This window comes from Hymenobacter sp. BRD128 (genome assembly GCF_013256625.1).
Classification (GTDB): domain Bacteria; phylum Bacteroidota; class Bacteroidia; order Cytophagales; family Hymenobacteraceae; genus Hymenobacter.
In genome coordinates, this window is the sequence record NZ_CP053908.1 from 3,539,680 (window position 1) to 3,554,277 (window position 14,598).

Annotated in this window: 10 protein-coding genes, 1 tRNA gene and 2 pseudogenes; 9 read left to right on the plus strand and 4 right to left on the minus strand. The window is 61.9% G+C overall.

The window, feature by feature from the left end:
- The first annotated feature begins 7 nt into the window (after positions 1-7).
- From GKZ68_RS15670 to GKZ68_RS22195, 3 genes and pseudogenes are all read left to right on the plus strand, one after another.
- The gene (locus GKZ68_RS15670; protein ID WP_173116416.1) at positions 8-724 is read left to right on the plus strand and encodes an SDR family oxidoreductase; all 717 of its coding nucleotides are present in this window, start codon (positions 8-10) and stop codon (positions 722-724) included.
- A gap of 45 nt (positions 725-769) precedes the next feature.
- Positions 770-1,207, plus strand: a pseudogene (locus GKZ68_RS22190) (PA14 domain-containing protein); the annotation flags it as partial.
- 437 nt (positions 1,208-1,644) lie between these two features.
- The gene (locus tag GKZ68_RS22195) at positions 1,645-1,926 is read left to right on the plus strand and encodes an OmpA family protein (protein ID WP_254244031.1); all 282 of its coding nucleotides are present in this window, start codon (positions 1,645-1,647) and stop codon (positions 1,924-1,926) included.
- A gap of 29 nt (positions 1,927-1,955) precedes the next feature.
- Here the strand turns inward: GKZ68_RS22195 and GKZ68_RS15685 are convergent, their stop codons facing one another.
- Positions 1,956-3,461 carry a S9 family peptidase gene (locus tag GKZ68_RS15685; protein ID WP_173116419.1) on the minus strand — a complete coding sequence of 502 codons (1,506 nt, stop codon included), beginning with the start codon at positions 3,459-3,461 and terminating at the stop codon, positions 1,956-1,958.
- Between the two features lie 351 nt (positions 3,462-3,812).
- On the opposite strand from GKZ68_RS15685, the pseudogene GKZ68_RS15690 reads away from it, so the two are divergent.
- The 6 genes and pseudogenes from GKZ68_RS15690 (at position 3,813) to GKZ68_RS15715 (ending at position 11,245) form a co-directional block, all read left to right on the plus strand.
- Positions 3,813-4,609 (plus strand): annotated as a pseudogene (locus GKZ68_RS15690) (SDR family oxidoreductase).
- 84 nt (positions 4,610-4,693) lie between these two features.
- Positions 4,694-5,263 (plus strand): gluconate 2-dehydrogenase subunit 3 family protein, encoded by a 570-nt coding sequence (locus GKZ68_RS15695; RefSeq protein WP_173116421.1) that lies wholly within the window; start codon positions 4,694-4,696, stop codon positions 5,261-5,263.
- 51 nt (positions 5,264-5,314) lie between these two features.
- Positions 5,315-7,006, plus strand: coding sequence for a GMC family oxidoreductase (locus tag GKZ68_RS15700; RefSeq protein ID WP_173116423.1), 1,692 nt, complete (start codon positions 5,315-5,317; stop codon positions 7,004-7,006).
- 212 nt (positions 7,007-7,218) lie between these two features.
- Positions 7,219-8,430 carry a family 1 glycosylhydrolase gene (locus tag GKZ68_RS15705; RefSeq protein ID WP_254244032.1) on the plus strand — a complete coding sequence of 404 codons (1,212 nt, stop codon included), beginning with the start codon at positions 7,219-7,221 and terminating at the stop codon, positions 8,428-8,430.
- A 236-nt stretch (positions 8,431-8,666) separates the two neighbouring features.
- Positions 8,667-8,993 (plus strand): carboxypeptidase-like regulatory domain-containing protein, encoded by a 327-nt coding sequence (locus tag GKZ68_RS15710; protein WP_173116425.1) that lies wholly within the window; start codon positions 8,667-8,669, stop codon positions 8,991-8,993.
- 2 nt (positions 8,994-8,995) lie between these two features.
- Complete coding sequence (locus tag GKZ68_RS15715) at positions 8,996-11,245, plus strand: DUF5686 family protein (RefSeq protein WP_173116427.1); 2,250 nt, start codon at positions 8,996-8,998, stop codon at positions 11,243-11,245.
- Between the two features lie 84 nt (positions 11,246-11,329).
- On the opposite strand, the gene GKZ68_RS15720 is transcribed toward GKZ68_RS15715, so the two are convergent.
- The 3 genes from GKZ68_RS15720 to GKZ68_RS15730 form a co-directional block, all read right to left on the minus strand.
- The gene (locus tag GKZ68_RS15720; RefSeq protein WP_173116429.1) at positions 11,330-12,775 is read right to left on the minus strand and encodes a hydrolase; all 1,446 of its coding nucleotides are present in this window, start codon (positions 12,773-12,775) and stop codon (positions 11,330-11,332) included.
- A gap of 185 nt (positions 12,776-12,960) precedes the next feature.
- Positions 12,961-13,032 (minus strand) — tRNA-Arg (locus GKZ68_RS15725).
- A 33-nt stretch (positions 13,033-13,065) separates the two neighbouring features.
- Positions 13,066-14,394 (minus strand): Pycsar system effector family protein, encoded by a 1,329-nt coding sequence (locus GKZ68_RS15730; RefSeq protein ID WP_254244033.1) that lies wholly within the window; start codon positions 14,392-14,394, stop codon positions 13,066-13,068.
- Positions 14,395-14,598: the final 204 nt, after the last annotated feature.

Genomic DNA, 14,598 nt, shown 5'->3' on the forward strand with positions numbered 1-14,598 from the left:
AGCTGGCATGAAAAAACACCCGCAACAAGTGGCGCTCATCACGGGCGCCAACAAGGGGCTAGGCCTCGAAATAGCGCGCCAGCTCGGCCGGCAGGGCCTCACGGTGGTGCTGGGCGCCCGCCAGGGCAAGGCTGCCGCACCCGCCGCCGCGCTGCGCGCCGAGGGCCTCGACGCCCACGAGGTAGAGCTCGACGTAACCAGCGCCGCAGATATTGCCACGCTGCCCACGTTCTTCGAAACGCAGTTTGGCCGGCTCGATGTGCTCGTGAACAATGCCGGCGTGCAGCTCGACGACGGCCCCGACGTGAGCCCCGATACCCTGCGCCAAACTTACGAGGCTAATGTCATTGGTCCTTATGCTATTACGCAGGCCTTGCTGCCGCTGCTGCGCCAGGCGCCGGCCGGGCGCATCGTTAACCAAAGTAGTATTTTGGGTTCGCTCACAGCTATCAGCCAGGGGCAGGGCGGCAGCTGGGCCACGCCGGGTTACACCTCCTCTAAAGCAGCGCTCAATATGCTGACGGTGGTGCTGGCCCAGCACCTGGCCGGCACCAACATTAAGGTGAATGCGGCCCACCCCGGCTGGGTCAAAACCGACCTCGGCGGCGACAATGCCCCGCTGGGCGTGGTCGAAGGGGCCAAAACCGCCGTGCGGCTAGCCCTGCTGCCCGCCGACGGCCCCACCGGCGGCTACTTCCACGATACCGAGCGCCTGCCCTGGTAGCAGGGTTGCCTGCAACGAATGCGTCTTTAAAGCCCTCTTTACCTTATGACTAGGCACTGGGGGCTTTTTTGCGCGTTAGCGCTGCTGGGGGCCAGCCGTGCGCAGGCCCAGGCCCTGGCTGGCGATGGGTTGAAGGGCGACTATTACGACGGCCGCGCGTTTAACAAGTTTGTGGTGAGCCGCCGCGATGCCACCATTAATTTTGATTGGCACGGCGCCCGGCCGGTGGCGGGCCTAGAGTCCGAAGATTTTTCGGTGCGCTGGACCGGCTGGCTGGTGCCGCCCACCACGGGCCGCTACGTGCTGCATGTTAGCGTAGACGACGGCATCCGGATTTGGCTGAACGACCACCTCCTGCTCGACGATTGGCGCGGCCAGCCGCTGAGCTATTACCAGGTGGAAGTAGACCTCAAGGCCGGCGAGCCCTATGCGCTGCGCATCGACTACTGCCAGTATTTTCTTTCCACGCGGGCGCGGCTAGCCTGGCTGGCTCCGCCCACCCACGCGCCGGCCAGCACCTGGCACAACCTCTGGGGCACGGCCGAGAGCAAAGCGGAGCCCGTAGTGATTCCGACGCGCTACTTATTCAGCTACTATCCGGGCGCGGCCCCACCGCGGCCAGCCACGCCCGTAGCGACCCAGCCGCCCGCATTGCCTGAGCCGCCCAAGGCTATGGCCCCGCGCGCAGTGGCCCCTGCCAAAGCGGCGCTGCTGCCCCAGCCCGTTATCACTCACAAGCCTCGGCCAGTGAGCTACTTGCAGACCGCGCCCACGGCGCCACTACCAGCGACGCAGCCGCTTCTTCAGCTTCCGGTGCCCGACTCGGGCCGGGTGGCAGCGCTGGCGACCCGGCTAGCCGGTGGGCAAGCCCTAACCCTGCACGCCCTTTTGAGCAGGGCAAGGCCGAGCTGCTGCCCCGGGTGCAGGCTAGCCTCGACACCCTGGCGCAGGCCTTGCGCAGCCACCCTGCCCTGCGCCTCGAAGTACAGGGCCACACCGACAACCAGGGCGACCCGGCCATCAACCAGCGGCTCTCGCGGCGGCGGGCCGAAGCGGTGTGCCAATATCTGGCCGGGCACGGCGTAGCTAGCAGCCGGCTGCGGGCCGTGGGCTGCGGCGGCAGCCAACCCGTGGCCGACAACCGGCAGCCCGACCAGCGCCCGCGCAACCGCCGCGTGGTATTCGTGCCGCTGGCCCGCTAGCCCTCTGCTGCTAAGCAGTTGGCGCCTGGCTAGATGGCCGCCGTGACCCGGCGCGTGCGCGGGCGCATTGGCGTGAGCGTTTTGGGGCGCGGGGCGGGGCGGCGCACCGTTACGGGCACGGGGGCTTTGGCCAGGCGGGCGCGCTCCAGCAGCCACGTTTGCAGGTAGCTGAGGCCCTCGGGTGAGAAGGCGGCCTGCCGCTCGCCCGCCACGATGGGCCACTTGGCCGGGTCATCCTGAAACAAGTGATTGACACCCCCTAGCCGGTGCGCCTGCACCGGCTGCCCCGACTGGCGCAACCCCTTCTGCAACAAAGACATATTGCGCCCGGCGGCCACCTGCAAGTCGGCCGTGCCGTTGAGCAGCAGCACCGGGCAGCGCACCAGCGAAAGCCGGCTGGCCGGGTCGAAGTCGAAGAAATAGCGCGACCAGGGCGAAGTCAGCTGCACGGCGCGGGCGCGGGCCATCGGCTCATCGAGGGCCGAGTTGCTGCTGCGCAGCAGGGTAATGATTTTGGCGCGGGCGGCGGCGGCATTCGGCGTCTGGCGCACGGTTTCGACCAGGCGGTCAAACAGCCCCTGGGCGGCTTTCACCTGCGCGCCATCGGCCCCGATAAGACGCATGATTTCGCCCTGCTGGCGGCGCAGCACATCGCGCCCCGGCTGCCCGTAGGCGGCCAGCGAGGCCACAAAATTGGGCGCTTCGAGCGGCTCGGCGGCGGCTAGCAGGGCCACGTTGCCGCCCTCGCCGTGGCCGAGCAGGCCTACCTGCTGCGGCGCGATAAGCGGCCGGTCGCGCAAAAAAGCCAGCGCCGCCCGGGCATCGGTCACAAAGTCGGCAGTGGTGGCGCGGCTGAAATCGCCGCCCGATTTGCCCACGCCCCGGTCGTCGTAGCGCAGCACGGCCACCCCGTGCCGGGTGAGGTAGTCGGCCAGAATCCCGAACACGCGGTAGCCCTGCACGTCCGAGTCGCGCCCCTGCGGCCCCGAATCGGATACCAGCGCCACGGCCGCAAACGGCCCCTCGCCGCTCGGAATGGTGAGCGTGCCGCTGAGCTTAATCTTCGCTACCGGGTTGTAAAACGTCACTTCCGACTCGCGGTAGGGTGGCGTGAGGCGCAGTTTTTTGGCAGCCTGGGCGGCGGCCGGGGCGGTGCCGCGCTCCAGGGTGAGGTCCGTTTTGAGGCCCGGCTGCTGCCAGGTGCCCACCAGCTTATCGCCCCCGGCCAGCACCTTGCCCTCGAAGCGGCTACCCGCCTGCTCGATGCTCAGCTTAAGATTATCATCCTTCAGCTCTACCTCAACCGGCATGCGGCTGATGCGCTGCTGCGGCACGTCGAGCGCCGCGTAGTAGGTGCCGTTGCTGAGCGGCACGATGGTAATGATGAGCGTGAGCGTGCCGCCCGGCACCTTCAGCGGGCCCTGCCACTGGCCGTTGAGACGCGGGGGCTCGCCGGTGCCCGCCAGGTGGCTAGCCGCCCGGCCAGTAGAGCTGATAAAAATAAGTAGCGAAAGGAAAAGTAATAATTTTTGCATAAAATTTAATTCTACCAGGAGCAGGAGCCGTAGCCCTTAAAAACTACTGCAAACTACCAAACAAGCGGCATTCCGCCCGCAATACAGGCTCATTCGCTAGCATTGCTTCAGGAGTAATTGTACAATCCTTTTCCTGGCATCATCCCTAGCCAGGAGCCAGGTTTTTACCAGCCAGCAGGCGGGTTGCCGCCACCCACCGGGCCCGGTTTTACGTAAGCTTTTTCACTCATTCCAGCCTTTTCCACTATGCCAACTCGCAAAGCTGCCACGCCGGCCCCACCCAAGCGCCCTACCGCCAAGGATATGAAGGAGCACGCCCAGAAGCTTCCCTACCCCGCCAAACAGGCCGACATGACATTTCAGCCCCAGAGCAGCCTGGCCGCTTACCGCGCCGCCGGCAAGCTCGAAGGCAAGGTGGCCCTCATCACGGGGGCCGACTCGGGTATTGGCCGCGCCGTGGCCATCGCCTTTGCCAAGGAAGGGGCCGATGTGGCCATTCTTTTTAATGAAAACCAGGAAGATGCGCAGGAAACCAAGCGCTTGGTCGAACAGGAAAACCGCAGGTGCCAGGTGTTGCAGCTCGATGTGCGCGACCGCGAGCAGGCGTTTCAGGCCGTGCGCCTGGTGCGCCAGGAACTGGGGGGCTGAATATTCTGGTCAACAATGCCGCCTTTCAGATGGCGCAGGAGAAATTTGAGGATATTCCGGAAGCCCAGATTCGGCGCACGTTCGACACGAATATTCTGGGCTACATGTGGATGGCGCAGGCCGTTATTCCGCACCTGCAAAGCGGCGACTGCATCATCAACACGGGCAGCGTAGTGGGCCTGGTGGGCATTCCGCTGCTCGTGGACTACGCCTGCACCAAGGCCGGTATTCACGCCCTTACCAAATCGCTGGCCCTGTACCTGGGCGAGCGCAATATCCGGGTGAACTGCGTGGTGCCCGGCCCGGTCTGGACGCCCAACATTCCCGGCACCATGCCGCGCTCGGAAATCGAGAAATTCGGCCACGAAGTAGCCCTCAAGCGCCCCGGCCAGCCCGAGGAGCTGGCGCCGGCCTACGTGCTGCTGGCCTCGCAGGATGGCTCGTTTATGACCGGCGCGCTGGTGCACGTCACGGGTGGTAAACTCAGCAGCGACGAGTAAACTTCTGGGCCGTTTCCCCGTTCAGAAGGAAGGAAATCCGTAGCGCCTGATGCTGACGAATTTCCTTCCACCCGTTTTTTTGGTATGACTTCGCAGGATTTGCTTTCCTCGGCGCACGTATCGGCGGCCACCCGCGCCGCCCTTACCCAACGCCTGGCCGACACTGGGGCGGCCTATACGCCGCAGTTTTTGGCCCCCGAAACCTACCGGCTGCTCGAAGCCGTGGCCGCGCGGTTGTTTCCGCAGCCCGAGCGGCCGGTGCCCATTCCGCTAGCCCCGGCCGTTGACCAGCGCCTGGCCGCAGGCCGCGCCGATGGCTGGCGCTACGATGCCCTGCCGCCCGACCGCGAGGCCTATCGCCTGGGCCTGGGTGGCGTGCAGGAAATCGCGCAGTCGCTTTTTAAAACTGATTTTGAGCAGCTCAACCCTAGTCAGCAGGATGCGGCAATCCAGGCGCTGGCCAGCGGCAACCCGCCCGGCGCGATTTGGCAAACGCTGCCGGCCGGCCGCTTTTTTGAAGAACTACTGGCCGAGCTTACCGAAACCTATTATGCCCACCCCTGGGCGCAAGATGAAATCGGCTATGTAGGCTATGCCGACCTGCCCGCCTGGGCCAAAATCGGTCTCAACGAAAAAGACGACCGCGAAGCATAGCCAAATAACTAGCTACATAACAGCTCTTTATCTATTTATCATATCCGTTATATGCCCGACGAAGAAATCGCCGAGGAAGGTATCCTTAGCCCTACCGCGCCCGCCATTCAGGACCCCCTGCTGCGCGAGCTGCTGGCCGAAAATGCGCCGCTAGCCGCTCCCATCGACACGCCGCTTGAGCAGCCGCAACCCCTGCCCGCCCCTACCGAAACCGTCGATTGCATCGTGATTGGGCTGGGCGCGGGTGGCGCGCCGCTGCTGGCCCGGCTAGCCCAGGCCGGCCTGAAGGTGGTAGCCCTGGAAGCCGGCCCCTGGCATAATCCCGAAAAAGACTTTGCCACCGACGAAAAAGCGCAGGACTTCCTGTTTTGGAACGACGAGCGGCTGGCGGCCGGTGGCGACCCGCTGGCGATGGGCAAAAACAACTCGGGTACCGGCGTGGGCGGCTCCACACTGCACTACACTGCCTATACGCCCCGCCCCCTGCCCGACGACCTGCACCTGAAGCGCGACTTCGGCCAGGGCGAAGACTGGCCGCTGACCTACGACGAGCTGGCGCCTTATTTTGAAGAAGTTGAGCAGTTTCTGGGCGTTTCGGGGCCTACCCCCTACCCCTGGGGTCCTGGCCGGCCCAAGGGCTACGCGCTAGCCCCGCTGCCGCTCAATAGCGCCGCCCAACTCATGGTGCGCGGGGCCGAGAAGCTCGGTATCAAAACCGCGCCAGCGGCCAACGCCGCCCTCTCGGCCCGCTACTACCAGGAGGGCGTGGGCTGGCGCGAGGCCTGCACCAACCGGGGCTTTTGCCAGGCCGGCTGCTCGAACGGTGCCAAATCCAGCATGGATGTGACGTACATTCCGCTGGCAGTGAAGCACGGGGCTGATATTCGCCCCAATAGCTTCGTGACGGAGATTGAGCGCGATGCGCGCGGCCACGTGGCGGCAGTGGTGTACACGCAAAATGGCCAAAACCACCGGCTAGCCTGCAAGAATCTGTTTCTCTGCGGCGGCTCGGTCGAAACCCCACGCCTGCTGCTGCTCAATGAGTTGGCCCTTACCAGCGGCCAGGTGGGCCGCAACCTGATGGCTCACCCCGGCCTGCAGGTGTGGGGCACTTTCCCCGACGAGGTGCGCCCGAATAAAGGCATTCCCGGCGGCCTTATCTCGCAGGATACGCACCGGCCTAAAGACGCCGATTTTGCGGGCGGCTACCTGCTGCAAAGCATTGGGGTAATGCCGGTTACGTTTGCGGGCCAGGTGGCGCGCGGGCGTAAGCTCTGGGGCCAGCCACTGCGCGACTATATGCGGCAGTTCAACCACATCGCGGGCATCAACATCCTGGGCGACTGCCTGCCCCACGCCGACAATTACCTGGAATTAAGCGACGAAAAAGATGCCCGCCAGCTGCCTAAGCCACGCCTGCACTTCACGGCCCAGGAAAACGAGCTGCGCATGAATGCCCACGCCGCGCGCACCATGCGCGGCATCTGGGAGGCCGCCGGGGCTAGCGACATCTGGGATTTTCAGCGCTATGCGCACGTTATCGGCACGGCCCGCATGGGCCTGAACGGCGACGATGCGGTGGTGAACCGCGACGGCCGGGCCTTCGACGTGCCTAACCTGTACATCTGCGACAACTCGGTGTTTCCCAGCGCGCTCAGCGTCAATCCGGCGCTCACCATTATGGCGCTCAGCCTGCGAACTGCCGATAAGTTTCTGGAAAAAGAAAGACGGCGGGACGAGTAAGGTGCAGGGCTTGTTCCCGCCCATGCAGTCGAGCTACAACTACTAGTCGTTTAATGACGGGCGGGGGCAAGCCCCGCACCTTACTTTTTTATGAAATCCTTTCTCACCGAAATTAAAGAGCATTTCGGCAACGGCAACTACGAGGGCGACGAATTTGGGGGTGCACGGGGCATAATGGCAACGGCTTGCCTACGGGCCTGCCCAACAATTTTATGTTTGCCACCGGCATCGAGTGCAGCTACCCCACCATCGACCATGGCAAAACCCGCCGCGACCTGCTGGCCGAGTGCGACCACTACAACCGCTACAAGGAAGACCTGGGCCTGGTAAAAGAAATGGGCCTGAAGGTGTTGCGCTACGGCCTGCCGTACTACAACATTCAACAGAGCCCCGATAAGTACGACTGGGAATTTTCGGATTTGGCAATGGCCGAGATGCAGCGGCTAGGCATCACGCCCATTCTGGACCTTATGCACTTTGGCGTGCCCGACTGGCTGGGCAATTTCCAAAACCCCGAGTTACCGGTACACTTTGCCGCTTACTGCGAGGAAGTGGCCAAGCGCTACCCCTGGGTGCGCTACTACACGCCCGTCAATGAGATTTACGTCACGGCTAAGTCGAGCGCCAAGGATGGCCTCTGGAACGAGCAGCTGAAGTCCGACAAAGGCTTTGTGACCGCCCTCAAGCACACGGTGGCGGCTAGCATCATGGGCACGCAAAAGATTGCCAAGCACCGCCCCGACTGCGTGATTGTGCAGAGCGAGTCGGCCGAGTTTACGCACGAGCTGCGCGCCGAGCACACGCCCACTGTGCAGCTCGCAAACAAGCTGCGCTTCACGGCGCTCGACTTGCTGTATGCGCATCATCCAGAAGGCGAGGTTATTAACTACCTCTACGACAATGGCATGACCCGCCAGGAATACGACTGGTTTATGGCCGGCGAACCGCCGGGCTACCAAGTAATGGGCAACGATTACTACGGCCGCAACGAGAAAATAATGCTGCCCAACGGTGAGCTCTGCACCAGCATGGATGTGCTAGGGTGGTATACTATTACCCACGACTATTACCAGCGCTACAAAAAGCCGGTGATGCACACCGAAACCAATGTTTTTGATGCGAAGGAGGCGCCCACCTGGCTCTGGAAGCAATGGGTTAATATTCTGCGGATGCGCAAGGAAGGCGTGCCGGTGCTGGGCTTTACGTGGTACTCACTCATCGACCAGGTAGACTGGGAAACGGGGCTAGCCCAGAAAAAAGGCACCGTAAACGCCTGCGGCCTCTTTGACCTCGACCGCAAGCCGCGCCCCGTGGCCGAGGCCTACAAGATGTTGCTGCAGGAGTACGGTCAGATTACCATCGTGCCCCACGGCGAGCTGTTTGAGGTGACTGAGCGACCGGCCACCCTGAAAGTAGAGGTCTAAAGTTCACTATTTGCACAGAAAAGTGCTACATTTAGGAAGCAGTCCGAATTGATTTCGGGCTGCTTTTTAGTAAGTAATTAATCGTAAAACATTCATAGTCAGACATGTTTTTTCGATTGTTTGGCGGCGGTCAAGCTAGCGGGCCAGCCCCCCGGAACTAGTTGCCACCTGCTGCACCTTGCGTAACTTGCGAGCGTATCCCTCCAACCCAAGGTCTTGCGTATCGCTCTAATTCTATGAAATTTACCGTTTCGCTACTGCTGCTGGGCCTGCTGCTGACCGGCCAGCTCGCGGTGGCCCAACGAATCAGCGTCAGTGGGCAAGTCGTGGAAGCGGCTACCGGCGAGCCGGTGCCATTTGCGTCCATCTTTGTGCCGCGCACCAGCACCGGTGTCACGGCCGACTTGGAAGGCAAATTTAAGCTTGCCCTCGACGGCGCCCCCGACTCGCTGGCCGCTTCGGCGCTCGGCTTCCTCCCGCTGCGCAAAAAACTCAGCAATGAACCTAGCCAGACCATCTTATTCCGCCTGAAAAAAGGGGCGGCGTGGCCCTGGGCGAGGTAGTCGTGAGTTCGCGCCAGCCCGAAAACCCGGCTTTTCGCATTTTGCGCGAAGTGCAGAAGCACAAGCCCGAAAACGAGCGCACGGCCCTCACGTCGGCCGAGTTTGACTCGTATAACCGCATCGAGGTGAGCCTGGCTGACATTCCGAAGGCGCTGGCTAACCGCAAAGTGGTGAAGGACATGCGGGCCCTGGCTGCCCGCCACGGCGCGGCCGCCGCCTCCGACCCCGACGCCCCGCTGCCGCTGTTTGCTTCCGAGGTAGGCTCGAAGGTGTACGTGAAGTACGGCCCGCCCATGCACCGCCGCGAAGACATATTACACAAGCAGATGCGCGGCGCTGGCCCGCGCGAGGGCTCGGTGCTGAGCCAGATGCTCGGGTCAAATTTTCAGAACTTCGACTTTTACCCTAATTGGCAAAATATTCTGGGTAAAGACTTTATCTCGCCCATCTCGGCGGGTGGGCGCCTCACTTACGACTACACCCTGCAAGACTCGCTGCTGGTGGGCCAGGATATGTGCTATAAGATTGCGGTGGCGCCCAAGCGCGACCACGACCTGGCCTTTACGGGCACCATCTGGATTACCAAGGAGAAGTACGCCCTGCGCCGCATTGACGTAATAGCCAGTGAGCACGCTAACCTCAACTTCGTCAGCGACTTGCGCATTTTGCAGGAATTGACGCCGCCCGACCAGGGGCCGGGGCTAGCCGCCCGCACCCGCCTGGTAGTGGCCGTGCGCCCCGGCGACAAGCAGGCCGCCATGCGCGTGCGCTTCACTACCGTAAACTCAGGCTTTCAGCGCAATACGCAGCACCCAGGCAGCTTCTACGACCAGCCCATCGTCTCAACCGTAATGGAGCCGGGCACCGACAGCGAAACCAGCGGCCTGATAAGCGGCGTGCTACCGAGCGGCGCTACTGAGGGTTACTTTGATAAAAACCGCCCCGACACGCTCAGCCTCAGCGAGCGTCAGACGTTTGCGGTGCTCGACTCGGCCCGTGAGCTGCCCGCCGTGCGCAGCACCCTCGACTGGATTGATTTGTTCATCAATGGCTACCGGCGCGTGGGGGAGCGTGGACTGATTGAGCTCGGGCCAATCATCAATACCTTCGCCTACAACAACTTTGAGGGCGCGCGCTTTCGCGTTGGCTTCCGCACTACGCCGGCTTTTAGCCGCAACTGGGTGCTGCAACCCTACGTGGCCTACGGCACAATGGACGGGCGCCTCAAGTACGGCCTGCGGGCCAATTATATTGCCGAGCGCCGACACTGGACGGTAATTGGGGGGGAGTATCGGCACGACATTGAGCAGTATGCGCTGCTCGACAACGACTTTTTGCCGGAGAATAATCTCTTCGTAGCCGCCTCGCGCTGGGGGCGCTTCCGCGAGGGCCTGCCCATTATGCGCGATTTATCGCTGTTGAGCTTGCAGCGCGATTTATTTCACGGCTTTACGCAGAGCGTGATTTTGCGCTACCAGAATAGCGTGCCGCAGTTTATGGTGCGCACCCAGCCGCGCACACCGGGTGGCGACCCCACCGAGCTAACGCCCGACAAGCTGCACCAAACTGAGATAGTACTGGAGTCGCGCTACGCGCCCGACGAGAATCTGGTGCAGGCTGAAAACCGCCGCCGCGCCATTGGCCTCAAGCACTGGCCGGTGTTCACCTTCCGCTACACCTTTGGCACTATCGACTGGTTTCGGGGCAATAATACCTACAATAAGTATAACCTGCTGGTCACGCATAGCCTGTCGGCGGGCCACTTCGGGCGCCTCAGCTACCGCGTGGAGGGCAGCTACATTCCATCGGAGGTGTCGTACTTGCTGCTGAAGGCGCCGCTGGGCAACCAGACGCCGTTTTTCAACATCAACTCGTTTAACCTGCTCAATTACTTTGAGTTCGTGACCGACCGCTCGGTATCCCTGCGTCTCGACCACCACTTTGAGGGCATCATTCTGAACGCTATTCCGGGCATCCGGCGCTTTAACTGGCGCCTGGTAGCCACGGCCAATTTTCTCTACGGCGGCCTCACCGACGCCAATAAGCTTTCGCCGGTGGGGCGCGGCAACCAGTTTCTACTGCCCTCGCTGGGCAAAGCGCCTTACATTGAAGCTGGCTACGGCATCGAGAACATTTTCAGGTTTGTTCGGGTCGATTTTATTCACCGCGTCACCTACCGCAACGAACCGCCGCGCAACGGCATCACTCCGCCCAATTTCGGCATCAAAGTCGGCGCGCAATTCCGGCTGTAGCGAGCAATGCGCATAGCAGACATAAGGGGAATACTGCTGTTCAGCTTTCCTGAACAGCAGTATTCCCCTTATGTCTGCTACTCACTACTGCTGCTTGGCTAGCCAGAGCGAGGCGTTCATATGCAGCGGGGCGTGGCTCGAAATTTCCGTCCAGCCGGGGTATACCGTGTTGCCGGGGCTGCCGGTGCCATCGTCGGCCGGCGACGAGTCGGTGATGCAGCAAACGCGGCCCGTGCCGAAGGTGCTGGTGGCGCACATGATGTTGCTGAGGCCCTGCGCAGAGCTGCCCTGCCAGATGAGCGGCGTGGCCTGCGAGCCGCTGGCTTTGGTGATGGTGGCGCCGTTCGAGAACTTGAGCTGCGTCACGTTGCCCTGCGAGCCGTGCAGGATGACATTGGCGGAGCTAGCCAGCACGTTGCTGGTTGTTTCGGAAATATTGGTGAGGGCGATGCTGTAGCCAAACGGGTTATTCTGCACCGAGTTGTTGGTCATCAGGTCGTTCCAGATGGCCGGCGAGTCGTAGCCGTCGTTGTCGCGGTCCGACTGTGTGTGGTCAGAAATCATGAACAGGCCGCCGCCGTTCTTCACGAAAGTAAGGATGGCCGTTTTCTCGCTGGCCGTGAACAGGTTATTGGGTTCATCCACCACGAATACGCTGTAGTTAGCCAGGTCCTGCGGGTTGGAAGTATTGCCGTAGGTGATGGCCGTGCCGCTAGGCAGGTTTTCGACCGAGTTGCCGAGCTTCACCAACGCCACGCCCCACGACGAGAGGGCGGCCGTCCAGTAAGTTTCCGGGGTGCTGGCCGTAATGCCCGAGGCGGCCGGCGTGGGGTAGCGCGGCACGACGCCCGCATCTACGTCGAGCGCCCAGTCGGCATTGCCGGCTAGCTCGCCGTGGCTGGCGTCGAACAGAAATTTCTTGCCGATGGTGGGGGTGCCCCCGCCGCCCGTGCCGGTACCGCCGTAGCTTTCGACGGTAATATTGTCGAAATTAAGGCGATTGGTCGTGCCATCGGTTTTGCGCACTTGCAGGCGCACCGTACCGGCAAGGTTCACCGTGAAGCTAGCCGTGCTCAAGGCGGTGCTGCTAGTGGTGATAGTGCTGCCCACTTTGGCGTAGGAGGAGCCGCTGTTGGCGCTGGCCCACAGCTCCCAAGTGCCGCTGGCATCGGTGCCGTAGCGCGCGTGCGCCACCGTGACCACGCCCGCGCCGCCGCTCAGGTCGAAGTTCATGCTGAGCGTACCGCTGTTGCGCACCCTGGCCGACTGGCTACCGGTTTTGGCATCGGCGGTGGTGTTGCCGATGAGGGCGTCGTTAAGTGTCCACGAGCCCGAGCCGAGCGTGACGCTGCCGCTGGTGTAGGCCGTCTTGGTGCCGGTTTCGAAGCCCTCGGGGAAGCCAGGCGCCGAGGCATTCTGACTGAGAGCACTGGCGGCCGGTAAGGCGGGGCTAGCCTCCTGCCGGGCGCAGGCGGCCAGTAGGGCGGCGCCCAGCAGCGGCGCTGCCAGGTAGCGAATTACTTGCTTCATGTGGTTGGTTTTGAGTGGAAAAGAGTGAGTTAGGAGCTGGCAAAACTACGCCTTTTCATCAAACGAACACATGAATAAAAGATGAATAACAATTGGATAACCTCCTCTTATCCGTCGACACGGAGCTCATAAGTAAAACGCCCCTGCTTCAACTTGAAACAGGGGCGTTTTACTTATACTAGATGTAGCCACGAGCAGATTCGAACTGCTATCAAGCGTTTAGGAAACGCCTATTCTATCCCTTGAACTACGCAGCCAGGCCACAAAGTTACGCCGCCGGGGCGGCGCAGCTACATCTTATACGCGAGCACGATGCCAAACGAGAGCGCCGTGAGGATAAGACCCACCATGAAAATGGAGTAGCTCACGCGCAGCAGCTTGTATTTGCGGTCGAGCACTTCGCCGAGGTAATACACGTCGGTTACCATGTTGGTATAGAGCGTGTCTTTCTGGCGCATCAGGTCGCGCATGCCCTCCTGAAAGTGCTGGAGACTAAGCTTGGTGAACTGCCCGAAAAACAAGAGGTTGACGCGCCGGTTGGTGGCAATTTCGGGGTTGCGCTTCAGCCACTTAAAGCTCGTGACGTCGGGCTGGGCCGAGAGGATGGCCGACGTGACGGACCCTAGCGCCGTAATGAGCAGCACGCCCATCGGCACCGCCAAGATAGGGTTGCGGGTAAAATTGGTATCGCCAGTAACCAGGTGCGACGACTTAGCCCCCAGGTAAGTAATTATTACCGAGAGAATTACCGCATTGAGCTGAATCATCATGCTGGCCTTTTTATCGGCCATATCCGAGAGCTTCATGTGATTAGAATACATGGTGCGAAACATCGTTTCGATGCCCCGCTTGGGCTCGGCGAAGGTGTCGGTAGCTTCCTTTGCTTTCTTCTTGGCTTTTTTGGCGGCTTTTTTCAGCTGGTCGCGCTGCTCTTCAATATTGGCTTTGAGGCACTTTTTGTAGCGCGCCTTGCCTACTTCCGACCGGTACTTGTGGGCCAGCATGAAGTTGAGCTGCAGCTCGGCCCAGTCGGGGGTGGTGTACGACTTGTCGAGGGCCAGCTCCCACTCGTTGCGGATAAGCTCGGCGCGGGCCCGGAAATCATCGGCCGCGAGGTTGCTCATGTCGGCATCGACGAGCATCTTTTCAAGCTCGGTCCGGGCCTCTTCGTTGCGGTGCGTGGCCCGGATGAGATTCTTAATGACCTCGATACGAGCCGGGTCGTAGCCTTTTTCCTTGAGCCAGGCTTCGGCGCGGACCATGCTTTTGTACTCGTGGCCGTCGTAAGTATCGAGGTAGCCCGAATCGTGAAACCAGGCGGCCAGCAGTAGCTCCTCGGTTTGCTCGGGGCTGAGGTGGGCATCGTCGGCCAGGTTGCGCGCCTGCTTCACCACGTAGGCCGTGTGGGCCAGCGTGTGGTAGGTGAGACGCGGGTCAAGCTCTTTTTCGAGTATCGGCTCAAGATAAGCCTGCGCCTGCTGCACCAGCGCCGACGGCTCGGGCTTGGGCGGCTTGGGGGCCTTGGCCGACGCGGCCCCTTGGTTGGCGGGTGCCGCTTCGGGGGTGTCGGCAGGGGTAGCCGGGGCGTCGGCGGCGGCGGGGAGGGTAGTAGTAGCCATAATTCAACGCAAGAAACAACTGCCGGCCGGCGTTGGGTTCGGCCCGGTGGCGGGCTTTCAACGCGGGCTAGCCAGCGCGGGTTAGCCGCTAAGCTCAACCGCAGGGGCCGGCTTTGCGTAGCTGCGCCTAGCCAGCGCGCAAAGCCGGATTCATTTTAGCTTCACCAGTGGGCCGCACAGGAAGCCAGGCCACTGGCTGGCGGT